The sequence below is a fragment of the Rhizobium glycinendophyticum genome (genome assembly GCF_006443685.1).
Classification (GTDB): Bacteria; Pseudomonadota; Alphaproteobacteria; order Rhizobiales; family Rhizobiaceae; genus Allorhizobium; species Allorhizobium glycinendophyticum.
On sequence record NZ_VFYP01000001.1, the window covers coordinates 1587436 to 1610796 of the forward strand.

General features: G+C 60.6%; 19 protein-coding genes. 13 read left to right on the forward strand and 6 right to left on the reverse strand.

Annotated elements, in window-relative coordinates:
• The first annotated feature begins 5 nt into the window (after positions 1–5).
• The 11 genes from nuoL (at position 6) to dnaE (ending at position 16037) form a co-directional block, all read left to right on the forward strand.
• Positions 6–2003 (forward strand): NADH-quinone oxidoreductase subunit L, encoded by a 1998-nt coding sequence (nuoL, locus tag FJQ55_RS07735; RefSeq protein ID WP_140827043.1) that lies wholly within the window; start codon positions 6–8, stop codon positions 2001–2003.
• Positions 2003–3514, forward strand: a complete 1512-nt coding sequence (locus FJQ55_RS07740; protein WP_140827044.1) for an NADH-quinone oxidoreductase subunit M — start codon at positions 2003–2005, stop codon at positions 3512–3514. Before nuoL ends, FJQ55_RS07740 begins: the two co-directional genes overlap by 1 nt.
• A gap of 18 nt (positions 3515–3532) precedes the next feature.
• Complete coding sequence (nuoN, locus tag FJQ55_RS07745; RefSeq protein WP_140827045.1) at positions 3533–4978, forward strand: NADH-quinone oxidoreductase subunit NuoN; 1446 nt, start codon at positions 3533–3535, stop codon at positions 4976–4978.
• Complete coding sequence (locus FJQ55_RS07750) at positions 4975–5739, forward strand: biotin--[acetyl-CoA-carboxylase] ligase (RefSeq protein WP_140827046.1); 765 nt, start codon at positions 4975–4977, stop codon at positions 5737–5739. Before nuoN ends, FJQ55_RS07750 begins: the two co-directional genes overlap by 4 nt.
• Positions 5740–5758: 19 nt before the next feature.
• Positions 5759–7426, forward strand: coding sequence for a ribonuclease J (locus FJQ55_RS07755; RefSeq protein WP_140827047.1), 1668 nt, complete (start codon positions 5759–5761; stop codon positions 7424–7426).
• Positions 7427–7491: 65 nt separating this feature from the next.
• Complete coding sequence (gene mce, locus FJQ55_RS07760; RefSeq protein WP_140827048.1) at positions 7492–7896, forward strand: methylmalonyl-CoA epimerase; 405 nt, start codon at positions 7492–7494, stop codon at positions 7894–7896.
• A gap of 129 nt (positions 7897–8025) precedes the next feature.
• Positions 8026–8301, forward strand: a complete 276-nt coding sequence (locus FJQ55_RS07765) for a DUF1467 family protein (RefSeq protein ID WP_140827049.1) — start codon at positions 8026–8028, stop codon at positions 8299–8301.
• Between the two features lie 523 nt (positions 8302–8824).
• Positions 8825–10147, forward strand: a complete 1323-nt coding sequence (proS, locus tag FJQ55_RS07770) for a proline--tRNA ligase (RefSeq protein WP_140827050.1) — start codon at positions 8825–8827, stop codon at positions 10145–10147.
• 49 nt (positions 10148–10196) lie between these two features.
• Positions 10197–11504 carry a lipoprotein-releasing ABC transporter permease subunit gene (locus FJQ55_RS07775; protein WP_140827051.1) on the forward strand — a complete coding sequence of 436 codons (1308 nt, stop codon included), beginning with the start codon at positions 10197–10199 and terminating at the stop codon, positions 11502–11504.
• Between the two features lie 14 nt (positions 11505–11518).
• Entirely contained in the window at positions 11519–12208 is a 690-nt protein-coding gene (locus tag FJQ55_RS07780) for an ABC transporter ATP-binding protein (RefSeq protein ID WP_140827052.1), read from the forward strand.
• Between the two features lie 328 nt (positions 12209–12536).
• Positions 12537–16037, forward strand: coding sequence for a DNA polymerase III subunit alpha (dnaE, locus tag FJQ55_RS07785; protein WP_425467510.1), 3501 nt, complete (start codon positions 12537–12539; stop codon positions 16035–16037).
• Between the two features lie 6 nt (positions 16038–16043).
• Here the strand turns inward: dnaE and FJQ55_RS07790 are convergent, their stop codons facing one another.
• The 5 genes from FJQ55_RS07790 to FJQ55_RS07810 all read right to left on the reverse strand — a co-directional run bounded on the left by FJQ55_RS07790 (position 16044) and on the right by FJQ55_RS07810 (position 20555).
• Entirely contained in the window at positions 16044–17288 is a 1245-nt protein-coding gene (locus tag FJQ55_RS07790) for a L,D-transpeptidase family protein (protein WP_140827054.1), read from the reverse strand.
• Positions 17289–17418: 130 nt separating this feature from the next.
• Positions 17419–18225, reverse strand: coding sequence for a YoaK family protein (locus tag FJQ55_RS07795; protein WP_246085051.1), 807 nt, complete (start codon positions 18223–18225; stop codon positions 17419–17421).
• Positions 18226–18232: 7 nt separating this feature from the next.
• Positions 18233–19519: a DNA polymerase IV gene (locus tag FJQ55_RS07800; RefSeq protein WP_140827055.1), complete on the reverse strand. Its 1287-nt coding sequence runs from the start codon at positions 19517–19519 to the stop codon at positions 18233–18235.
• A 110-nt stretch (positions 19520–19629) separates the two neighbouring features.
• Positions 19630–20262 (reverse strand): hypothetical protein, encoded by a 633-nt coding sequence (locus FJQ55_RS07805; protein ID WP_140827056.1) that lies wholly within the window; start codon positions 20260–20262, stop codon positions 19630–19632.
• A complete protein-coding gene (locus tag FJQ55_RS07810) occupies positions 20262–20555 on the reverse strand; it encodes a DUF3572 domain-containing protein (RefSeq protein WP_062274552.1) in 294 nt (97 codons plus the stop codon). Before FJQ55_RS07810 ends, FJQ55_RS07805 begins: the two co-directional genes overlap by 1 nt.
• A gap of 137 nt (positions 20556–20692) precedes the next feature.
• On the opposite strand from FJQ55_RS07810, the gene FJQ55_RS07815 reads away from it, so the two are divergent.
• Both FJQ55_RS07815 and FJQ55_RS07820 read left to right on the forward strand, forming a co-directional pair.
• Positions 20693–21064, forward strand: a complete 372-nt coding sequence (locus tag FJQ55_RS07815; protein WP_062274548.1) for a response regulator — start codon at positions 20693–20695, stop codon at positions 21062–21064.
• Positions 21065–21076: 12 nt separating this feature from the next.
• Positions 21077–22450 (forward strand): PleD family two-component system response regulator, encoded by a 1374-nt coding sequence (locus tag FJQ55_RS07820; RefSeq protein WP_140827057.1) that lies wholly within the window; start codon positions 21077–21079, stop codon positions 22448–22450.
• Between the two features lie 710 nt (positions 22451–23160).
• On the opposite strand, the gene rpmG is transcribed toward FJQ55_RS07820, so the two are convergent.
• Positions 23161–23328 (reverse strand): 50S ribosomal protein L33, encoded by a 168-nt coding sequence (rpmG, locus tag FJQ55_RS07825; RefSeq protein WP_003587245.1) that lies wholly within the window; start codon positions 23326–23328, stop codon positions 23161–23163.
• Positions 23329–23361: the final 33 nt, after the last annotated feature.

Genomic DNA, 23361 nt, shown 5'->3' on the forward strand with positions numbered 1-23361 from the left:
CGGCTATGCTCATCTACAAAGCTATTGTCTTTCTTCCTCTGCTTGGCGCGCTGATTGCCGGCCTCGCTGGACGCCAGATCGGCGCTAAGGCGTCGGAATACGTGACCACCGGTCTGATGATCATCGTGGCGCTTCTCTCCTGGGTCGTCTTTTTCCAGGTGGCGCTCAGCCACGAAGCCCATGAAGTGATCAAGGTCCCGGTCCTGCGCTGGATCCAGTCCGGCGGCATAGACGTCGAATGGGCGCTGCGCGTCGACACCTTGACGGCGGTGATGCTGATCGTCGTGAACTCGGTCTCCTGCCTGGTTCACCTCTATTCGATCGGCTACATGCACCACGACCCGCATCGGCCGCGCTTCTTTGCCTATCTGTCGCTCTTCACCTTCGCCATGCTGATGCTGGTGACCTCCGACAACCTGCTGCAGATGTTCTTCGGCTGGGAAGGCGTGGGTCTGGCCTCGTATCTGCTGATCGGCTTCTGGTTCAAGAAGCCGTCCGCCTCGGCTGCCGCCATGAAGGCCTTCATCGTCAACCGCGTCGGCGACTTCGGCTTCATCCTCGGCATCGGCGCCGTCTTCGTCATGTTCGGCTCGATCAATTTCGAGACGATCTTTGCCTCGGCGCAGTCTTATCTGCCGGCTGAAGGCGCAGGCTCGCCGGAAGTCGTGCTGAACCTCTTTGGCCTGCAGCTCGACCGCAGCCATGCGCTCACCGGCGCCTGCCTGCTGCTGTTCATGGGCGCCATGGGTAAGTCGGCCCAGTTCCTGCTGCACACCTGGCTGCCGGACGCCATGGAAGGCCCGACACCGGTCTCGGCTCTGATCCATGCCGCAACCATGGTCACCGCCGGTGTCTTCCTCGTCGCCCGCATGTCGCCGCTGTTCGAACTGTCGCATGATGCCCTGACGGTCGTCACTGTCGTCGGCGCGATCACGGCCTTCTTCGCCGCAACCGTCGGTCTGGTGCAGAACGACATCAAGCGCGTCATTGCCTATTCGACCTGTTCGCAGCTCGGATACATGTTCGTGGCGCTCGGCGTCGGCGCTTATGGCGCGGCCATCTTCCACCTCTTCACCCATGCGTTCTTCAAGGCGCTGCTGTTCTTGTGCGCCGGCTCGGTCATCCATGCCGTCGATGGTGAGCAGGACATGCGCCACATGGGCGGCCTGCGTCCGCACATCAAGTGGACCTTCTACATGATGCTGCTCGGCACGCTCGCGATCACCGGCGTCGGCATTCCCTTCACGCCCTTCGGCTTTGCCGGCTTCTTCTCCAAGGACGTGATCATTGAAGCGACCTATGCCTCGCATTCGGCCGTCTCGGGCTTTGCTTTCTCGATGTTGGTCATCGCCGCGCTGTTCACGAGCTTCTACTCGTGGCGCCTGATGTTCCTCACCTTCTTCGGCAAGCCGCGCGCGTCCGCAGACGTGATGCATCATGTGCATGAATCGCCGATGGTCATGCTGCTGCCGCTCTTCCTGCTGGCGATCGGCGCCGTCTTTGCCGGTGTCGTCTTTGAAGGCTTCTTCTACGGCCACGAATACATGGAGTTCTGGAAGGGCGCGCTCTTCACCCTGCCGGAGAACGAACTGCTGGAAGAATTCCACCACGTTCCGGCCTGGGTAGCGCTCAGCCCATTCATCGCCATGGTCGTCGGCTTCGTTACCGCCTGGTACATGTACATCAAGAACCCGTCGACGCCGAAGAAGCTGGCAGAGAGCCAATGGCTCCTCTACCAGTTCCTGCTCAACAAGTGGTACTTCGACGAACTCTATGACTTCCTCTTCGTCCGCTCGGCCAAGGCGCTTGGTCGCTTCCTGTGGAAAAAGGGCGACGTTGCCACCATCGACGCCTACGGCCCGAACGGTGTTGCCTCGGCGGTCGGCGGTCTCACCCAGCGGGTCGTGCGCCTGCAGTCGGGTTACCTCTATCACTATGCCTTCGCGATGCTGATCGGCATTGCGGCCCTTGTTACCTGGATGATGCTCGGGAGCTCCTTCTGATGACCGATTGGCCCATTCTCTCGACGGTCACCTTCCTTCCCCTGGTTGGCGTCGCTCTGCTTCTGCTGACCCGTGGAGACACCTCTCTCGGCCGCCGCAACATCCTCAACGTCTCGTTGCTGACGACGGTGTTCACTTTCGTCGTCTCGCTCTTCGTCTGGATCAACTTCGACAATTCCAATGTCGGCTTCCAGATGGTCGAGGAGCATGCCTGGCTCGGCACGGGCATTTCCTACCGCGTCGGCGTCGATGGCATCTCGGTGCTCTTCGTCGTCCTGACGACGCTACTCATGCCCTTCTGCGTGCTCGCCAGCTGGACGTCTGTCGAGAAGCGTCTGAAGGAATACATGATTGCCTTCCTCGTCCTCGAGACACTGATGCTCGGCGTCTTCGTCTCGCTCGACATCGTGCTCTTCTACGTCTTCTTCGAAGCGGGCCTCATTCCGATGTTCATCATCATCGGTGTCTGGGGTGGCAAGGACCGCGTCTACGCGTCCTATAAGTTCTTCCTCTACACGCTGCTCGGCTCGGTGCTGATGCTGCTCGCCATCATGGCGATGTATTGGGAAGCCGGCACGACCGATATCGCAGCCCTTCTGCAGCATGACTTCCCGCCGCAGATGCAGACCTGGCTGTGGCTCGCCTTCTTCGCGTCGTTTGCCGTGAAGATGCCGATGTGGCCGGTCCACACCTGGCTGCCGGACGCACACGTTCAGGCACCGACGGCAGGTTCGGTCATCCTGGCGGGTATCCTCCTGAAGCTCGGCGGCTACGGCTTCCTGCGCTTCTCGCTGCCGATGTTCCCGCTCGCCTCGGACTACTTCGCGCCTTTCGTCTTCTCGCTGTCGGTCATCGCGATCATCTACACCTCGCTGGTTGCGATGATGCAGGAAGACATCAAGAAGCTGATCGCCTATTCGTCGGTCGCCCACATGGGTTATGTCACGATGGGTATCTTCGCTGCCAATACGCAGGGCGTGCAGGGTGCGATCTTCCAGATGATCAGCCACGGCTTCGTCTCCGGCGCGCTCTTCCTTTGCGTCGGCGTGATTTATGACCGTCTCCACACCCGCGAAATCGCGGCCTATGGCGGCCTGGTCAATAACATGCCGAAATATGCGCTGGCCTTCATGGTCTTCACCATGGCCAATGTCGGCCTGCCGGGTACATCGGGCTTCATCGGCGAATTCCTCACCTTGATCGGCGTCTTCCGCGCCAACACCTGGGTGGCGCTCTTCGCTGCGACCGGGGTCATCCTGTCCGCCGCCTATGCGCTCTGGCTCTACCGCCGGGTTATCTTCGGTGCGCTGGAAAAGGAAAGCCTGAAGAGCCTGCTCGATCTTTCCGCCCGCGAAAAGCTCGTGCTCTACCCGCTGATTGCCCTCACCATCTTCTTCGGTGTCTATCCGGCGCCGATTCTCGACGCGACGGCTGCTTCCGTCGATCACCTGGTGAACAACTATTCCGCAGCCTTGCAAGCAGCCCAGTCTCTGGCGCTGATTGCGAACTGACGACAGGATCCTTTGGACATGACCGTTGAAACTCTCATTGCAAGCCTGCATCTGGTCACGCCGGAACTGATCCTGGCCGTGGGTGCCATGGTGCTGCTCATGATCGGCGTGTTTTCCGGCGATCGGTCGACCAACGTCGTCACGGGTCTGGCCGTTGCACTGCTCGTCTTCTCGGGCGCCTGGCTGATCTTTTCGGATCCGTCCGGCCAGGCCTTCAACGGCGCCTACATCGCCGATGGCTATTCCCGTTTCATGAAGATCCTCGCCTTGATCGGCTCGATCACGGCGATGATCATGGCTGTCGGCCACGCGCGCTACGACCACCTCGACAAGTTCGAGTTCCCGGTTCTGCTGGTACTCGCGACCCTCGGCGTCATGCTGATGATCTCGGCCAACAACCTGATCACCCTCTACATGGCGCTTGAACTCCAGTCGCTCGCGCTCTACGTCGTGGCCGCGATCAACCGTGACAGCCTCCGCTCGACGGAAGCCGGCCTCAAGTACTTCGTGCTCGGCGCTCTCTCGTCCGGCATGCTGCTCTACGGCATGTCGCTGGTCTACGGTTTCACCGGCAACACCGGCTTCGAGCAGATCGCTGCCGTTTTGTCGCAGGGCGAACCGGGCCTCGGCCTGATCTTCGGCCTCGTCTTCGTACTGGCCGGTCTTGCCTTCAAGATCTCTGCCGTGCCGTTCCACATGTGGACGCCTGACGTTTACGAAGGCGCACCGACCCCGGTCACCGCCTTCCTGGCTGCCGCCCCGAAGGTCGGCGCCATGGCGATCCTGGTCCGCATCGTCATTGACGCCTTCCTGCCGATCTTTGCCGAATGGCAGCAGATCGTCGTTTTCATCTCAATTGCCTCGATGGTGCTGGGCTCGGTTGCCGCGATCGGTCAGAAGAACATCAAGCGACTGATGGCTTATTCCTCGATCGGCCATATGGGTTATGCTCTGGTCGGTCTTGCTGCCGGCAATGACACCGGCGTCGCCGGCGTTCTGCTCTACATGCTGATCTATCTCGTCATGACGCTCGGCACCTTCGCCTGCATCATGGCGATGCGCCAGAAGGAAGGCGGCAATGTCGAGAACATCGATGATCTCGCTGGCCTTTCGACCACGCGTCCCTTCATGGCCTTCGTGCTAACCGCGCTGATGTTCTCCCTTGCCGGCATCCCGCCGCTTGCCGGCTTCTTCGCCAAGTACTTCGTCTTTGTCGCCGCCATAGAGGCCAAGCTCTACGCTCTTGCCATTATCGGTGTCATCGCCTCGGTGATCGGTGCCTACTATTACCTGCGCATCGTCAAGGTGATGTGGTTCGATGAAGCCAAGGGCGAGTTTGCACGCACGGCTGTTGAGTTGCGTCTGGTCTTTGGCCTGTCCGGTCTCTTCGTCGTCGGCTACGTCCTCTTCGGTGGACCGCTCGGCACGGCTGCGGAAGCGGCAGCAAAGACGCTGTTTAATTGAGCGGCGTCGGCAAGGCCCGCCGGATTTCGATCGATGATTTCCGGCATGTCCCATTGGACGAGGTTTCGTCCACCAATACCGAAGCACTCGCCCGCGCTCGCGCGGGCGATTCCGGTTTTCTCTGGATCACCGCTGAACGCCAGACCGGCGGACGCGGTCGTCGTGGTCGCGAATGGGTGTCGGAGCGCGGCAATCTCTATTCCTCGTTGCTGCTTGTCGACTTCGCACCGACCGAGGAACTGAGTTCGCTGCCGCTCGCCGTGGCGCTCGCCGTTCATGAGACGATTGTCTCCGTTATGCCGCCGGGTTCCGCGACCGTTGATATCAAGTGGCCGAACGACGTCCTGATCGATCGCCGTAAGACTTCCGGCATTCTGCTTGAGGCCGAGCGACTGCAGGACGGTCGTATGGCTTTGGTCATCGGCATCGGCATCAATATCCGGGCGCGACCGGATCTTGCGCAATATCCGGTGACATCGCTCGCCGACCAAGGCGTGTCGATCTCGCCGCAGGAGCTTTTTGCCCGGCTCTACGTTGCTATGGCGGATGCCTTGTCTGTTTGGGACCGGGGCAGGGGGATCGCTGAGATCGTTGCCCGCTGGCGCCGTGTCGCCTGCGGCATTGGTGAGAAAATCACGGTGAACCTGCCGGACAGGTCGATTTCAGGTATCTTTTCTGGAATTGATGATAAGGGACTTTTGTTGCTCGACAGCGCGGCTGGAACTCTGTCCATCGCCGCCGGTGACGTGTTTTTCGGGTAAGACGGATCGGATAGAAAGAATGGCCAAGAACGACGAACTGGTTTTCCTGCCGCTGGGCGGCGTGGGGGAAATCGGAATGAACCTCGCATTGTACGGCTATGGCCCGCCGTCCAATCGCCAATGGATCATGGTCGACTGCGGTGTCACTTTTGCCGGCCCGGATCTGCCGGGCGTCGACCTCGTGCTTCCCGACCTGCGCTTCCTGAAGTCGCAGAAGAAGAACCTCAAGGGCATCATCATCACGCATGCTCATGAAGACCATTACGGCGCGCTGAACGATCTGTGGCCGGGCCTCAACGTGCCGGTCTACGCCTCGGGCTTTACCGCCGGCATGCTCGAAGCCAAGCGTGACTATGAGGGCTCGCGTGCCGAAATCCCGATCACACCCTTCAAGCAGGGCGACCGCATCAATGTCGGCCCCTTTGAGATCGAAGCCATCGGCGTCAACCACTCGATCCCGGAGCCGATGTCGCTGGTGATCCGTACGCCGCTTGGCAATTTGGTGCATACCGGCGACTGGAAGATCGACCAGAACCCCTCGCTGGGGCCGCTGACCGATGAAGCCCGTTTCCGTGCAGTGGGTGAAGAAGGTGTTCTCGCCCTGATGTGCGATTCCACCAATGCCCTGCGTGACGGCGTGTCGCCATCCGAAGAGGAGGTGTCCGAAGGGCTGCGCAAAATCATCGAGGCAGCCGAGGGTCGCGTTGCGATTACCACCTTCTCGTCGAATGTCGGCCGTATCCGCTCGATCGCCCAGGCGGCCGAAGCCGCCGGCCGCGAAGTGCTGTTGCTCGGCAGTTCCTTGAAGCGGGTCACGGCTGTCGCCGACGACATCGGCATCATGCAGGGCCTGCGCCCCTTCATCGCCGAAGACGAATACGGCTTCATTCCGCGCGACAAGGTCGTCGTGATCCTGACCGGCAGCCAGGGTGAGCCACGTGCAGCGCTTGCTAAGCTCTCGCGCGATGAAATGCGCAATGTTGCCCTGACCTCGGGCGATACCGTGGTCTTTTCGTCCCGCGCCATTCCCGGCAACGAAAAGGCGATCCAGGACATCAAGAACGGTCTCGTCGAACAGGGCGTGCACATCATCACCGATGCGGAAGCACTGGTGCATGTGTCGGGCCATCCGCGCCGCAACGAACTCTTGAAGATGTACGAGTGGACCCGCCCGCAGATCCTCGTGCCGGTACATGGCGAGGCCGCCCATCTTGTCGCCCAGACTGAACTCGGTCTGCAGGCAGGTATCAAGACCGTGCCGCGGGTGCGCAATGGTGACATCCTGCGTTTGGCCCCCGGGCCTGCCGAAGTCATCGATCAGGCACCTTTCGGTCGTGTCTACAAGGATGGTCGTCTGGTCGGTGACATGGAAGAAATGGGCATCGGCGACCGCAAGAAGCTGTCCTATGTCGGTCATGTCGCGGTCAATGTCGTGCTCGACAGCCGCTTCGACTTCCTCGGGGACCCCGATGTCGTGCCGATCGGCCTGCCCGAATACGATTTCGAAGGCGAAGCCATGGAAGACACCCTCTACGACGCCGTGCTCGGCGCCGTCGAAAGCATTCCCCGCAGCCGTCGCAAGGATCTCGAAACCGTGCGCGAGGCCATCCGCCGCGCGGTACGCTCGACAGCGAACGAGGTGTGGGGCAAGAAGCCGGTTGTCACGGTATTCCTGACCAAAGTCTGACAGACGGCGCGTGGACCCTCGCTTAAGCTGGTGCCACGTTAGCTGAAGCCATGCCGGAGGTTCTTATGCTGGGCCGCGTTAATCACATCGCCATCGCCGTACCCGATCTTGCGGCCGCGACTGCAAGTTACAGGGACATACTCGGCGCGCATGTGTCGCAGGCCCAGCCACTGCCCGAGCACGGGGTGACCGTTGTTTTCGTCGAATTGGAAAACACCAAGGTCGAGCTCCTGGAGCCGCTCGGCGCGGAATCGCCGATCACGGCTTTCCTCGCCAAGAACCCTACCGGCGGCATGCACCACATTTGTTACGAGGTGGTCGACATTCTCGCCGCCCGCGATCAGCTTTCGGCAGCCGGCGCACGCGTGCTTGGCTCCGGTGAGCCGAAGATCGGCGCCCATGGCAAGCCTGTCCTCTTTCTCCATCCCAAAGATTTCTTTGGCACGCTGATCGAGCTTGAACAGGTATAAACGACCGGGCTCCTCGTTCATTTTATTGTCATGCGACGCTTTGACCTTTGTCTGTCGGGGCCTCCGGCATTATAGCAATCCGATCCGCCCACCGTGACCATCGGGCGGCCTGAACGCGGAGAACGATCTATGCCATTCCTCTCGGGCCTCGCCGTCTATTTCGTCATCTGGTGGCTAACCCTGTTTGCAATCCTGCCGATCGGCCTGCGCACGCAGGAGGAGGATCAGTCCGTCGTGCCCGGCACTGTGGCAAGCGCGCCGACCCGCTTCCGTGGCGGCCGCGTCATGCTTCTCACCACGCTCGTCTCCGGCGCCATCTACGGCGCCTGGTTCCTGGCTGAAACCTATTTCGGATGGGGTTTCAAAGATTTGCCGGTGTTCGTGCCGGGCCTTGTCCAGCAATAATCAATTCCGCGGAAATGGACCATCTTGCGCTGGCGCGTCTGTTGGATGGGCTTGCGGCACAACGGCCTGATGTAAGGGCAAAAAAAAACAAGGTCGAAAGACCTTGTTCAAAAATATCGCGTGATCCTTCACCAATTAAGGGGCAGCGACAAAGCGCGCCTAAGATCTGATCCTCCCAAGACTTTACCGCGACTATGGCAAAGATTTGACCTCCCTGCCTCTTTTATGGGCTGAACCTAGCCCAAACTATGGACGTTGTCACCCCCAATTCTTGCAGAATTGTAACAGTCTCCCAAAAAATTTTTGGTATGCGGAATTGTCGCATCAGCGTCATGTGATGACCTTGAGCCATGCTCATTATGCAAGGAGGAACGGGTTCTGCGTCTGGCTGTGGGCGAGCGGGCTCTCGCCTGCTTGCGGGTTTTCTTCTGAAGTCCAACCAGCTATGAACGCATCCTGATATCCGTCTTCAATCGCTGATTCCGCGCGGCCGCGCGGCATCGTCAAACGTCTGGAATCCGTTATGCGTCTGTCGCGCTACTTCATGCCGATCCTCAAGGAAAACCCCAAGGAAGCGGAAATCGTCTCCCACCGCCTGATGTTGCGGACGGGCATGATCCGCCAGCAGAGCCAGGGCATCTATTCCTGGCTGCCGCTCGGCAAGCGCGTGCTCGATAAGGTGAACGCGATCATCCGCGAAGAGCAGAACCGCGCCGGCGCCATCGAGCTTTCCATGCCGACCCTGCAGTCGGCCGAGCTTTGGCAGGAAAGCGGACGCTACGAGGACTATGGCAAGGAAATGCTGCGCATCAAGGACCGGCAGGACCGTCCGATGCTCTATGGTCCGACCAACGAGGAGATGGTCACGGACATCTTCCGCTCGTCGGTGAAGTCCTACAAGAGCCTGCCGCTGAACCTCTACCATATCCAGCTGAAGTTCCGCGACGAGATCCGTCCGCGCTTCGGCACCATGCGCTCGCGCGAATTCCTGATGAAGGATGCCTATTCCTTCGACCTCACCCAGGCCGACGCGATCCACTCCTACAACAAGATGTTCGTCGCTTACCTGCGCACCTTCGACCGTCTCGGCCTGCGCGCCATCCCGATGCGCGCCGACACCGGTCCGATCGGCGGCAATCACAGCCATGAATTCATCATCCTCGCCGACACCGGCGAATCGGAAGTTTTCTGCCACAAGAGCTTCGTCGATTTCGACATCCCCTCTGTTGATACCGATTTCGACGATGTCGCTGGTCTCCAGAAGATCTTCGACAAGTGGACCTCGGTCTATGCCGCGACCTCGGAAATGCATGATGAGGCCGCTTTCGGTGCCATCGGCGAGAACGACCGCCTGTCGGCACGCGGCATCGAGGTTGGCCACATCTTCTATTTCGGCACGAAATATTCCGAGCCGATGGGCGCCAAGGTTCAGGGACCTGACGGCAAGGAGCACCTTGTCCACATGGGATCCTACGGCATTGGCCCGACACGCCTTGTTCCCGCCATCATCGAAGCCTCGCATGACGACAACGGAATCATCTGGCCGGCTTCGGTCGCGCCTTTCGATGCCGTGGTGATCAACATGAAGGCCGGCGACGAGGCCTGCGACAAGGCTTGCGAGACGCTCTATGCAGCGCTGCAGGCTGCCGGCAAGGACGTGCTCTACGACGACACGGACGACCGGGCAGGGACCAAGTTCGCGACCGCCGATCTCATCGGCGTTCCCGTCCAGATCATCGCCGGGCCGCGTTCCGTGGCATCAGGCGAAATCGAACTCAAGGATCGCCGCACCGGCGCCCGTGAGACGATGACGATCGAGGCGGCGATCAACAAGCTGACCGCCTGAGCGCGATGGCTTTGACGCTGTCGGACAGACCTGAAGGCAAGGAGTGACCATGGCGAGCAAGGCTGCTGGCAACGAGACGGCAGGATCCGCGAAAGGCTCGCCTGCGCGCGCCTTTTCGGGCTTCGAGCGCATGGTGGCCTGGCGCTACCTGCGCGCCCGGCGCAAGGAAGCCTTCATCTCGGTTATTGCCGGTTTTTCCTTCATCGGCATCATGCTGGGGGTCGCGACTCTCATCATCGTGATGGCGGTCATGAACGGCTTTCGCACCGAGCTCGTCTCCCGCATTCTCGGCATCAATGGTCACATGATCGTCCAGCCGGTCGATCAGCCTCTGTCAGACTATGCCGATCTGGCGACCCGCTTCAGTGCCGTCCAGGGCATCAAAATGGCGCTGCCCCTCGTCGAGGGTCAGACGCTCGCCTCCGGTCGCGAAGGTGCCGGCACCGGTGCCTTGGTTCGCGGCATCCGGCCCGACGATCTGACCAAGCTTTCGGTGGTTTCCTCCAATATCCGCCAAGGCGACATGGTCGGCTTTGCCACAGGGCAGGGCGTCTTGATCGGTTCGCGCATGGCGGCCCAATTGGGCCTGTCCGCCGGGGACACGATCACGCTCGTCTCGCCGGAGGGCGACGTCACGCCGCTCGGCGTCAATCCGCGCGTCAAGTCCTATCCGGTCTCTGGCATCTTCGAGATCGGCATGTCGGAATACGATGCCTCGATCATCTACATGCCGCTCGAAGAGGCGCAGCTCTATTTCAACGTCGAGGGCATCGTCCAGTCGATCGAGCTCTTCATCGACAATCCTGATGATGTCGACCGGCTGCGCCCGCTCGTCGAACAGGCTGCGGGCCGCCAGATCTTCATCACCGACTGGCGCCAGCGCAACCAGACCTTCTTCTCGGCCCTGCAGGTCGAGCGCAACGTGATGTTCATGATCCTGACGCTCATCGTGCTCGTTGCCGCGCTCAACATCATTTCCGGCCTGATCATGCTGGTGAAGGACAAGGCCAGCGACATCGCCATCCTGCGCACCATGGGGGCGACCTCGGGCGCCATCATGCGAATCTTCTTCATGACGGGGGCGGCCATCGGCACTGCCGGTACGTTCGCCGGTGTGATCCTCGGTGTCGTCGTCTGTCTCAACATCGAGAGCATCCGCCAGTTCTTCTCCTGGGTCTCGGGCACTGTTCTCTTCGATCCCGAACTCTATTTCCTCAGCCAGTTGCCCGCCGACATGAATGTCAGCGAGACGGTGTCCGTGGTGGTCATGGCGCTCAGCCTGTCCTTCATGGCGACCATCTTCCCGGCCTGGCGGGCCTCGCGCCTGGATCCCGTCCAGGCGCTGCGATACGAATAAGGATGCCGATCCCGATGGCCAATGACATCGTTCTGTCTCTTGCCGGCATCGACCGCCATTACGGCCAGGGCGAAACCGTGCTTTCGATCCTGAAGGGTGCAGATTTTACCCTGCGCACCGGTGAGACCGTCGCGCTCGTTGCGCCCTCGGGTACCGGCAAATCCACCCTCTTGCATGTCGCCGGCCTGCTGGAGCATCCCGACGGCGGTGGAGTTACGCTCGGCGGTATTCCCTGCCAGGAACTGCCGGACGAACAACGCACCGCGATCCGTCGCAACTCCGTCGGCTTCGTCTATCAGTTTCACCATCTGCTGCCGGAATTCTCAGCGCTCGAAAACGTGATGATGCCGCAGCTGATTGCCGGCCTGACCCGCAAGGAAGCGGCCGAGCGCGCCAAGCAGCTGCTGGATTACATGCGTGTCGGCCACCGCGCCGACCACCGACCGGCCGAACTCTCCGGCGGCGAACAGCAGCGTGTGGCGATCGCCCGTGCGGTTGCCAATGCGCCGCTGGTGCTGCTTGCCGATGAACCGACCGGCAACCTCGATCCCGAAACGGCATCCTACGTCTTTTCGGCATTGGAAGCGCTCGTGCGCCAATCGGGCCTGTCGGCGATGATCGCCACCCACAATCACGAGATCGCGGGGCGGATGGACCGTTGCGTGACGCTCATCGACGGCAAGGTCGTCGAGATCGAGGCCTGACCCTCCACTCCATCGCTGCTCATTATGCGGACGGGACTTTTGTTCCCGCTTCCGGCCGGGCTTTTTTGGGGTTGACGCAAGAACGAAAAGGGAACAAGATGAAAACATAGAGGAACAAGGAGACGGACATGACCGAAATCATTCGTGACGTTGCTGCATTCACCTCCATGGCCGTATTTGTTGCCAGCATGACCCTCCTGATGCTTGCGCTCTGAGCGGCCGCCGTTGAAACCTGTATACATGTGTCCGTCGCGGCAAACGTGACTGGACTTCGCAGTCCCGACCATCGAAAATCCCGCTGATTCAGTGCAGTGCGAGGGTGATCGACATGGGCGAAGGCAACAGCGGAGTGGACGCTCCATCGGGTCCCATGGTCGGACCGGGTTTTGTTCATCTTCGCGTGCATTCAGCCTATTCGCTCCTTGAAGGCGCGCTGCCGCTCAAGAAAATTCTGGGCAAGGCGGTGGCCGACGACCAGCCCGCGATTGCCATCACCGATACCAACAACCTGTTCGTCGCGCTTGAATTTTCTCAGAAGGCGATCGGTGACGGCGTGCAGCCGATCATTGGCTGCCAGCTGTCGATCGATATGGAAGATTCGACGGGAGAAAAGCGCGGCGGCAACGGGCATATGCCGGACCTGCCGTCCATCGTCGTGCTCGCCTCGGATGCCGCGGGTTACGAGCGGCTGGTGGATCTCGTCAGCCGCGCCTATCTGGGCGGCGATGCCGGCCAGCCGGTCCATATAAAGCTGTCTTGGTTACAGGAGAGCGGCACTGAGGGCCTGATTGCGCTCACCGGCGCTGCCGGCGGTCCGATCGACCGCATGCTGCGGGATGGCCATTCCGCCTCTGCGGAGGCGCGCCTCTTGGCACTCAGGCGCCTCTTCGGAGATCGGCTTTATGTCGAATTGCAACGGCATGGCAATTACGACCGGACCCATGAGCGCCGGGTGGTGCAACTGGCTTACGACCACGACCTGCCGCTTGTCGCGACCAACGAGGCCTTTTTTCCGACGCGAGACGACTATGATGCGCATGATGCCCTGATGGCAGTGGCGCACAACGCCATTGTCTCTAACGACGACCGCTTCCGCCTCACACCCGATCATTACCTGAAGAGCCGCGCGGAGATGCAGGCGCTCTTCTCCGATCTGCCGGAGGCTCTGGAGAATACGGTCGAAATCGCCCGCCGCTGCTCCTTCGTCCTCTCGACCCGCAAACCGATCCTGCCCCGTTTCACCGGCGGCAGCGACGATCCGGAAGAGGCGGAACGCGAGGAAGCACTGGAACTGCGCCGTCAGGCGATTGAAGGCCTCGATAACCGCCTCGCAGCGCTCGGCATGGCACCGGGTTACGAGGAGAAGGACTATCGCGACCGGCTCGAATTCGAGCTCTCGGTCATCGAGCGCATGAAGTTCCCCGGCTACTTCCTGATCGTTTCGGACTTCATCAAATGGGCCAAGCAGCATGACATCCCGGTGGGACCGGGCCGTGGTTCGGGTGCAGGTTCGCTGGTCGCCTATGCGCTGACCATCACCGACGTGGACCCCTTGCGTTTCTCGCTGCTCTTCGAGCGCTTCCTCAATCCGGAACGCGTCTCGATGCCCGACTTCGACATCGACTTCTGCCAGGAGCGCCGCGAAGAGGTCATCCGCTACGTCCAGCGGAAATATGGCCGCGAGCAGGTGGGGCAGATCATCACCTTCGGATCGCTCCAAGCCCGTGCGGCCCTGCGCGACGTCGGTCGTGTGCTGGAAATGTCCTATGGCCAGGTCGACAAGATCTGCAAACTCGTGCCCAACAATCCCGCCAACCCGACGCCGCTCTCCAAGGCGATCGAGGAGGAGCCCAAGCTGCAGGAGGCCGCCGCCGAGGAACCCGTCGTCGCGCGCCTCCTCGAAATCGCCCAGAAGATCGAAGGGCTCTACCGTCACGCTTCGACACACGCCGCTGGTATCGTCATCGGCGACCGCCCTTTGTCGAAGCTGGTGCCGATGTACCGCGATCCGCGCTCCGACATGCCGGTCACTCAGTTCAACATGAAATGGGTCGAGCAGGCCGGTCTGGTGAAGTTCGACTTCCTCGGCCTGAAGACGCTGACCGTGTTGAAGACCGCCGTCGACTTCGTCGTCGAGCAGCGCGGTCATAAGGTGGATCTGGCGGCGATCCCGCTCGATGACAAGCTCACCTACGAGATGCTTTCGCGCGGGGAAACTGTCGGTGTCTTCCAGGTGGAAAGTGCGGGCATGCGCAAGGCTCTGATCGGCATGCGTCCCGACTGCATCGAGGACATCATCGCGCTGGTGGCGCTCTATCGTCCGGGCCCGATGGAGAACATCCCGGTCTACAATGCCCGCAAGCATGGCGAGGAGGAACTCGCCTCCGTTCACCCGAAGATCGACTATCTCTTGAAGGAAACGCAGGGCGTCATCGTCTACCAGGAGCAGGTCATGCAGATCGCCCAGGTTCTATCGGGCTATTCGCTCGGCGAAGCCGACCTTCTGCGCCGCGCCATGGGTAAGAAGATCAAAGCCGAGATGGACCAGCAGTCGGCCCGTTTCGTCGACGGCGCGATGAAGAACGGCGTGTCGAAGCCCCAGGCCGAGAACATCTTCGAACTGCTGGCGAAGTTCGCCAACTACGGCTTCAACAAGTCGCATGCCGCGGCCTACGCGATCGTCTCCTACCAGACCGCCTATATGAAGGCGCATTACCCGGTCGAGTTCCTGGCTGCGTCCATGACCCTCGATATGGCCAACACCGAAAAGCTCGTCGACTTCCGTCAGGATGCCGGACGCCTCGGTATCGAAGTTGTGCCGCCTTCGGTGCAGACGTCTTTCCGCCATTTCCAGACCGGGCCCAACCGCATCTATTACGCACTCGCTGCCATCAAGGGTGTCGGCGAAAACGCAGTCGAACACATCGTCGAGGTCCGCGGAGACAAGCCTTTCGAAAGCCTGGAAGATTTCTGCCTGCGCATCGACCCCAAGCAGATCAACCGCCGTGTTTTTGAAAGTCTGATCGCCGCCGGCGCCTTCGACTGCTTCGGCCGTGACCGTGCCGAACTGATCGGCAGCCTTGACCGCATCATGGGCTATGCCCAGCGTGCCCAGGAAAACGCCGTAAGCGGCCAGTCCGACATGTTCGGTTCAGGTGGTGCAAGCGGTCCGGAAAAGATCGCCTTCGCGCCTTACACGCCGTGGCTGTCGTCGGAAAAGCTGATGCGCGAGTTCCAGGTGCTCGGCTTTTATCTGTCTGCCCATCCGCTCGATGCCTATCGCAGCCTTCTCGACAAACTGCGCGTCCAGAATTTCGCCGATTTCTCGGTCGCGGTGAAGCAGGGTGCGACGGCCGGTCGTCTGGCCGGAACTGTCATCTCGAAACAGGAGCGCAAAACCCGTACGGGCAACAAGATGGGCATCGTCACCTTCTCTGATGCATCAGGCCAGTATGAAGCGGTGCTCTTCTCCGAAGGCCTGAACCAGTATCGCGACCTGCTCGAATCCGGCAAATCGCTGGTCATCACGGTCGCCGCCGAAGAGCGCCCGGAAGGCGTTGGCCTGCGCATCCAGACGGCGCAGTCGCTGGAGGAGCAATCAATCCGCATGCAGAAGGCGATGCGCGTCTATGTCCGCGATTCCGGCCCCTTGCGTGCAGTCGCTGCCCACCTCAACGCTCGCGGCGACGGCCTCGTCTCCTTCATCGTCATCAAGGACGAGGGCAAGCGCGAGATCGAGGTCGAGCTCACCGAACGCTTCCGTATCTCACCCGAAATAGCTGCCGCCATGCGCTCGACGCCGGGCGTGCTGGATGTCGAACTGGTGTGAGGAGTTTCAGCCCTTCGTCCGCGTCACGGTAATGAAATCCGTGCCGTCGCCGGTCTCTGGCCCGATCCCGCTGTCGGAGATGGTGATCGACGAGCCTTCGCTCAGCATCGTCTCGATCTTGGCGCGCACGTCGTCTGGAATATCCAGGCGGGCGAGGGCGGCTTCGGCGGTGAAGAGAGCCGCATCATCAGCCGGTTCGGTAATGCCCAGCCGCTTCAGCGTTGGCGCCGGCAGGTGGTTGTCGATGCTGACGCTGCGCCAGTCGACCTTGCCCTTGAACCGGTCGACGTGGCTTGCTTCGAGGAAATGCGTGCCCAGCCCCTTTTCCGGTTCCCGGATACCAATTGCCGCCTCAAACACCGGCTTGAACTTCTGCCGCACCAAGATCTGTCCGGCGAGTGGCTTGTCTCGCCCAGCGGAGGCGGAGAGTTCGGTGATGAAGCGGGGCGAGAGGAGTTCGCCGTCCTTCTCGATCGACTTCCAGCGCTTGTAGCCACGGATGGCCGCCAGCGTCTGGCTTCCCAGCACGCCGTCTGTCGCACCGGCATCGAAGCCGAGCTCGGTCAGCATTTCCTGAACGTCGCGGACCTCCTCGCGCTGGCTGCGCCGGGTGATCAGGATACGGAGCGGCGGCTCGTCTTCGAGCACCAGTTGCGCGGCGGCCCCCGTCTTCGGCAAGACTTCGTTCATCGCCACCTCGACGGGCTTGAGCGAGGCCTCGATCTTGGTCGGTCGCAGTTCGGCATCCGACAACAGACCGCCCGCGGGGATCGGCTGGCGCGGCGTAAAAAGGTTGGCCTGCGAGATCGGCCGCGGCGTCACCGGGTCGTCGGTGATGATCACATGGGCGCCCCGCTCGGTCATCGAAAACAGCGTCTTGGCAAAACCGTTCGGCAGGCGCACGCAGCCATGTGATGCCGGATAGTTCGGCACTTTGCCTTCGTGAAGCGCGATGCCGGACCAGGTGAGCCGCTGCATGAACGGCATGGGCGCATTCGAATAGATGTTGGATTCGTGGTACTTGCGCTTTTCAAGAATGGAAAAGATGCCGGATGGCGTCGAGTGTCCGGGCTTGCCCGTCGACACCTTCGAAGTGACCAGAACCTCGTCGCCGTCATAGACGGTCAGCGTTTGCGTGGCCTTGGACACGTAGATCTGCAAGGGGCCGCGATCACTGGCGGAAGTGGGGCCGCTGAGAACGCTGCTGGCCATGAGGCCGAGGCTGAAGGCGAGGGCGAAACGCTGGAACATGATACGACCGGGAACACGCGATACAGGATGACGCGATGCTACCCGGCGAAGTTTAAGAAAAGTTTCGTGATCTCGTGTGGGCGGTGGTCATACACGTATCTTTGATCAGCTTTCCACAGGCGTCACGCCTTCAGACAGGCTTTACGCGACCTCTGCGCTGTTCCCGCAATTGCGGCGAGGCGACGGCCAGCAGGAGGGCGGCTATCGGCAGTGCAAAGGCATGGCCGAGATGCTTGAAGCCGAGAGCGCCGACCAGCCCGCCGAAAAAGAACATCGACACGATCGGCAACAGGATCGAAAGCTTGCGGCCGTCAACCGGGATCGGCGGGTGAGAGCGCAGCCGTGCGATCCAGAGATAGGCAAACTTGCCGAGCTCGATCCCCATATCCGTCACCATGCCCGTCAAATGGGTGGTGCGGATACGAGCGCCTGAAATCTTGGTGATCGTCGCATTCTGCAAACCCATGACGTAGCAGAGAAGCAGGGCGGTGGCCGGCGCGACGGCCGTCTCCTGCAGCGTGCCGAGACCCGCAAAAACGATCAGCAACCCTGACTCAAGCGCCAGCGGATAGGCATATTGCTGGCGCCGCGCATGCCGTCGCGCCCAGTTGATCAGGATGGCGGACGAAGCCGCGCCACAGAGGAAGGCAAAAAGCAGCGCAAGACCTGAGCCAACAAGGCCGAACAATCCGAGCGCGAGATCGTCGGCGATCGATGAGACGACACCGGTCATGTGCGAGGTATAGCGCCCCACGGCCAGAAAGCCTCCCGCATTCATCGCGCCGGCAACGAAAGCGAGGATGACGCCCAGCAGCAGATCATTGCCGCGACGCCGGTGATAGGAGGCCGCCACCCTGAATTGGCGCCACCGCCTGTCTTTACTGTGCGGGCGCACGGGCTGTCGCATCGTGGGCTCTGGAGTGTCGGGAAGGGTCATGGCAGACTCAAGGTCGCTTGCTTGGGAAGGTGTATCCGGTCTGCACCGTACCCTTGCCAAACTTGTCGCGCAATTTGTCCATGGCCGCTTCCGCGGCCGCCCGCCGTGTCGCCTGCGCATCGACCAGATCCGGTGGATCGGCAGTGGCCGCATCGCGAAGGTCGCTCACTCCGATGCCGATCAGCCGGAAGCGCGTGCCATCGGTTTCCTTCTCGAGCAGCGCCATGCCGGTGCGAAAGATCCGGTCGGCAAGCTGCGTCGGATCGTCGAGACGCCGGTTTCGGGTGCGCGACTTGAAGTCCGCGGTCTTGAGTTTGAGGACCACCGTATGGCCCGCTATCCCCTGCCGTTTCAGCCGCCACGCAACCTTTTCCGACAGTTCCCGCAGATGGACGATCAGGTCTTCCGGCTTGCTGATATCCTCGAAGAAGGTTGTTTCGGCAGAGACACTCTTGGCCGGGTCGTTGGGATGCACTGTGCGATCGTCGATACCGCGCGACAGCCGCGCCAGCCGCTGCCCCATGACGCCGTAACGTCGCATCAGGTCCGGCTCGTTCATCACCTGCAACTGTCCGATGGTGCGGATCCCGTCCGCCTGGAGCGTCGTCGCCAGGGCCTTGCCGACGCCCCAGATCAGCGACACCGGTTTGTCGGCGAGGAATGCCACCGCCTCGGCAGCCCCGATCACTGAGAAACCTCGTGGCTTTTGCAGGTCGGAGGCAACCTTGGCGAGGAACTTGCAATAGGAGAGGCCGACGGAGATCGTGATGCCGATCTCCTGCTCCACGCGCCTTGCAAAACGCGCCAGCACCCGCGCTGGCGGTTCGTGATGCAAAAGCTCGGTGCCGCGCAGTTCGAGAAAGGCCTCGTCGATCGAGATCGGCTGCACAAGCGGTGTCAGTTCTTCCATGATCGCCCGCACCTCTCGCCCGACGCGAACATATTTCTCCATGTCCGGCTTTATCACGATGGCTTGGGGGCAGGCCTCCAGCGCCTTGAACATCGGCATCGCCGAACGAACGCCGTGGATGCGCGCCACATAGCAGGCGGTGGACACCACCCCGCGCTTGCCGCCGCCAATGATGACAGGCTTGTCGACGAGGTCGGGATTGTCTCGCTTCTCGACTGCTGCATAAAAGGCGTCGCAGTCCACATGCGCCAGCGTCAGGTCATAGAGTTCCGGGTGATAGACCAGTCGGGGGCTGCCGCAGGCACGGCAGCGCCGTAGTCCTTCGGGCTGCCCCTTGAGGCAGTCACGGCAGAAGCCCGGAGAAGAGTGATCGCTGGCTGGCATCGTTGGAACAAAGGTTGAACATTGCCACCCTAGGCCGTGACCAATGACGTGACAAGGCCCTCTTTCGCGCCAATCACGCTGTCCCCATCCTCTTGTCCGCAAGCGCGGCTTCAACTGCGAAAATGCGCCTCGATCAGTTGCCGTGCCTCAAGCCAGTCCCGGGCCCGCAGAACGGGTGCCTGCGGCTCGGGAGCAAAGCGGAAGATGGCGACATCTGGCGGAAGGTAGACGAGTGCCGATTCGGGCACATGCGCGCCGACGGAACTCAGATTGCCGAGCATGTCATCGACAAAAGCGACGGGGAGGGAGCGCCCGCCATGCAGGCGGGCAACGATCGGCCCCTTGGGATCCTCGCTCGAAATCATCGGATAGGACAGCGTCAGCCGGTCGAGCAGCCGGCGCCGCACCTCGGCGTGACGCGGCGGCATGGCCGTGAGAAATACGAGGTCGGCTTCGCTTGCCAGCCCATGGAGGCTGTCCACCGCTTCCGCAAACGGTGTCTGCCAGCGCTCCTGTTCGACGAAGAAGTCGTGGATCAGGTTCCTGACGGCGAGCGCGTCCAGCACGGTCTCCGCCGCGTCAACGATGTTGCCGGTCAGCTTGAACGAGCGCGGCAGCAGACGGAGATCGCGCCCAGTGAGAAAAGCCTCGAATGGTGTCGCAAATTGCAACACCACGTCATCGACGTCGCAGACGACCAGCGGGCGATCGGCAAGCTTGATGTGCTCCGGATCGGTGAGCATCAGAACTCACCCGAATCCAGGCCGGGCCGGACATAGTGGTGATAGGCGGCGACGACAACTTCGGGCTTGGTCTCCGTCGCCTCGCAAAAAGCCATTAGTGTCGGCTCGTGCTGCATCAGGAAATCCAGCATTCCCGCAAGAAAACCTGGGTCCTGCACCGCTCCACGCAACTGCCCGGGCTGTATTCCGGAGAGTGCCAGGAAGCGCGAAAGCATGTCCGGTTCGTTTGCCAGCCACCCCAGAACCGCCACCGCCGTATCTTCGGCACTCGCAGGTATATCTCTGTTTTTCATAAAGTCTTTTCCTGTTTCCCTGGCAAATTACCGATTTCGAAACCAAATAGCACTAGCATGCAAGCTGACGGAAGATGCGAACTCGCGCGTGGGCCGAGCATCAGGCCCCTGGAGACGCGGGACAAAGGACCGGGTGAATGCCGAAAAAGGTAATGATTGTCGAAGACAACGAGCTCAATATGAAGCTCTTCCGCGATCTTATCGAGGCCTCCGGCTATGAGACGGTCCAGACCCGCAACGGCATGGAAGCGATGGATCTTGCGCGTCGCCACAAGCCGGATCTGATTCTCATGGACATCCAATTGCCCGAGGTCTCAGGTCTGGAAGTGACAAAGTGGCTGAAGGACGACCCGGATCTGCACGTCATCCCGGTCATCGCGGTCACTGCCTTCGCCATGAAGGGCGACGAAGAGCGCATCCGCCAAGGGGGCTGCGAGGCCTATGTCTCGAAGCCGATTTCCGTTCCGAAGTTCATCGAGACCATCAAGACCTATCTCGGGGATGCGTAAGGAGCCGATGTCATGACAGCGCGCATTCTGGTCGTCGACGATATTCCTGCCAATGTAAAGCTGCTCGAAGCGCGGCTGATGGCTGAGTATTTCGAGGTCTTGACGGCGAGCAACGGTTTTGACGCGCTCGACATCTGCGACCGCACCCAGGTTGATGTGATCCTCCTCGACATCATGATGCCGGAAATCGACGGCTTCGAAGTGTGCGAGCGGCTGAAGTCCAATCCGCGCACGGCACATATCCCGGTGGTCATGGTGACGGCGCTCGATCAGCCTTCGGATCGCGTGCGTGGCTTGAAAGCGGGCGCCGACGATTTCCTCACCAAGCCGGTGAATGACCTGCAACTGATCTCCCGCGTGAAGAGCCTCGTGCGCCTGAAGACGCTGAGCGACGAACTTCGCATCCGCCACGACGGCACGCGCCAGGTCGGTGAGGAAGACAGCCTGCGGCTGACCGACGGCCGTCTGGAAGAGCAGGCGCAGGTTCTGCTCGTCGACAGTCGTGGCGCCTCCCAGGAGCGCATCATCAAGGCCCTGAAGCCGATTGCCGAAGTCAGTGCACTCTCGGATCCGCAGGCGGCGGTCTTCGAAGCCGCCGAAAACGGCTACGATCTGGTCATCGTCAACAGCAACCTCACCGATTACGACCCGCTGCGGCTTTGCTCGCAGCTCCGCTCGCTCGAGCGCACCCGCTTCATTCCGATCCTGCTGATTACCGAGCAGGGCGACGAGCAGATGATCATCCGGGCGCTTGATCTCGGCGTGAACGATTACATCGTGCGTCCGCTCGATCCGAACGAACTCTTGGCCCGTGTGCTGACCCAGGTCCGCCGCAAGCGCTATAATGACCGCCTGCGCAACAGCGTGCGCCAGACGATCGAGCTGGCCGTCACAGACGGCCTCACCGGCCTTCACAATCGTCGTTATCTCGATACGCAGCTTCGAACGCTCTTTGCCCGCGCCAAAGTGCGGGGTAAGCCGCTCACCATCTGCATCACCGACATTGACCGCTTCAAGTTGGTCAATGATGCTTACGGCCATGATGCCGGTGATGAAGTGCTCAAGGAGTTCTCCGGCCGCATCCGCTCCACCGTCCGCGGTGCCGATCTCGCCTGTCGCTACGGCGGTGAGGAGTTCGTTGTCGTGATGCCGGATACCACGGCCGAGGTGGCAGCAAGCGTTGCCGAGCGTCTGCGCTTGATGATAGAAGCGCGACCTTTCCAGCTCCGCTCGGGAGAAACGCCGCTCACGCTCACCGCTTCCATGGGGATTGCAACGCTTGTGCCCGGCATCGACACGCCGGAACAGTTGCTCAAGCAGGCGGATAGGGCGCTTTACGAAGCGAAGAATTCCGGCCGCAATCGCGTCGTCGCTGCAGCGGCTTGAACTGTTCATTCACAGTTTTTTGTAGTGCTTCGAAAAGCGGCGACAATCGCCGTCTTGCCGTGTTTTTGGGCAGTTACAGTTGTATGATTTTCCTGCCTTGACTATTAGTCGGCCGGCCTGCGGATTTTTCCCTGCAAAAGCAATGAATTCATTTTTGGAATCCATCTGTCTATTTTTATATTAGCGTTTTCAGCTGCAATTGATCTCACTTGACGTGAGGTTTATCGGATCCGCAATGTGGCTAAGCTTCCCGTCTGGAAAATCGACTATCCGTCTTCTCTTGCTGCAATCTCGGCAGCACTGAAGGCCAACACTGACTGGCAACACTTGGTGTACCGAATTTAACCATATCAAGAGCATGCAACGTCCGGCAGTTAATAAACTGTTGATTTTTTACTCTACTTGGGAGACTTTGACGCCATCGAAAAAGACCTCTTCAAGAGGTTCCGAATACCCCATGATGCTCAGGTCCGCCGCATCTCCTGGGTCGTGGGGTCGGTCGGTTGGTGTGCAGCGTCAAAGCGGTTCCTCGTGCCGTGTTTGCATGCCGACCGACCCCCTTTCTGACAAAACACCGGTCCCGCAAGGGAGCCGGTGTTTTTGTTTGTGCCGGTGGCGGAGGGGAGGCGAATGGCTGCCCAATCCGGCGGCAAAGAAAAAGGCGCGTCACAGAGGTGACACGCCTTTTATAAAACCGGTCGGATCAGAGATTACTTGATCTTGGTTTCCTTGAACTCGACATGCTTCTTGGCAATCGGGTCATACTTGGTCTTCGTCATCTTGTCCGTCATCGTACGGCTGTTCTTCGTGGTAACGTAGAAGAAACCCGTGTCGGCCGTCGACAGAAGCTTGATCTTGATGGTTGTAGCCTTGGCCATGGTCGTCCTGCCTCTAATAAACGAAGCCGTGGA

Excerpts from the sequence above, each read along its gene's own strand:
- nuoL (WP_140827043.1), top strand. The coding sequence starts at position 6 with ATGCTCATCTACAAAGCTATTGTCTTTCTTCCTCTGCTTGGCGCGCTG.
- FJQ55_RS07740 (WP_140827044.1), top strand. The coding sequence starts at position 2,003 with ATGACCGATTGGCCCATTCTCTCGACGGTCACCTTCCTTCCCCTGGTT.
- nuoN (WP_140827045.1), top strand. The coding sequence starts at position 3,533 with ATGACCGTTGAAACTCTCATTGCAAGCCTGCATCTGGTCACGCCGGAA.
- FJQ55_RS07755 (WP_140827047.1), top strand. The coding sequence starts at position 5,759 with ATGGCCAAGAACGACGAACTGGTTTTCCTGCCGCTGGGCGGCGTGGGG.
- mce (WP_140827048.1), top strand. The coding sequence starts at position 7,492 with ATGCTGGGCCGCGTTAATCACATCGCCATCGCCGTACCCGATCTTGCG.
- FJQ55_RS07765 (WP_140827049.1), top strand. The coding sequence starts at position 8,026 with ATGCCATTCCTCTCGGGCCTCGCCGTCTATTTCGTCATCTGGTGGCTA.
- proS (WP_140827050.1), top strand. The coding sequence starts at position 8,825 with ATGCGTCTGTCGCGCTACTTCATGCCGATCCTCAAGGAAAACCCCAAG.
- FJQ55_RS07775 (WP_140827051.1), top strand. The coding sequence starts at position 10,197 with ATGGCGAGCAAGGCTGCTGGCAACGAGACGGCAGGATCCGCGAAAGGC.
- FJQ55_RS07780 (WP_140827052.1), top strand. The coding sequence starts at position 11,519 with ATGGCCAATGACATCGTTCTGTCTCTTGCCGGCATCGACCGCCATTAC.
- dnaE (WP_425467510.1), top strand. The coding sequence starts at position 12,537 with ATGGGCGAAGGCAACAGCGGAGTGGACGCTCCATCGGGTCCCATGGTC.
- FJQ55_RS07790 (WP_140827054.1), bottom strand. The coding sequence starts at position 17,288 with ATGTTCCAGCGTTTCGCCCTCGCCTTCAGCCTCGGCCTCATGGCCAGC.
- FJQ55_RS07795 (WP_246085051.1), bottom strand. The coding sequence starts at position 18,225 with ATGACCCTTCCCGACACTCCAGAGCCCACGATGCGACAGCCCGTGCGC.
- FJQ55_RS07800 (WP_140827055.1), bottom strand. The coding sequence starts at position 19,519 with ATGCCAGCCAGCGATCACTCTTCTCCGGGCTTCTGCCGTGACTGCCTC.
- FJQ55_RS07805 (WP_140827056.1), bottom strand. The coding sequence starts at position 20,262 with ATGCTCACCGATCCGGAGCACATCAAGCTTGCCGATCGCCCGCTGGTC.
- FJQ55_RS07810 (WP_062274552.1), bottom strand. The coding sequence starts at position 20,555 with ATGAAAAACAGAGATATACCTGCGAGTGCCGAAGATACGGCGGTGGCG.
- FJQ55_RS07815 (WP_062274548.1), top strand. The coding sequence starts at position 20,693 with ATGCCGAAAAAGGTAATGATTGTCGAAGACAACGAGCTCAATATGAAG.
- FJQ55_RS07820 (WP_140827057.1), top strand. The coding sequence starts at position 21,077 with ATGACAGCGCGCATTCTGGTCGTCGACGATATTCCTGCCAATGTAAAG.
- rpmG (WP_003587245.1), bottom strand. The coding sequence starts at position 23,328 with ATGGCCAAGGCTACAACCATCAAGATCAAGCTTCTGTCGACGGCCGAC.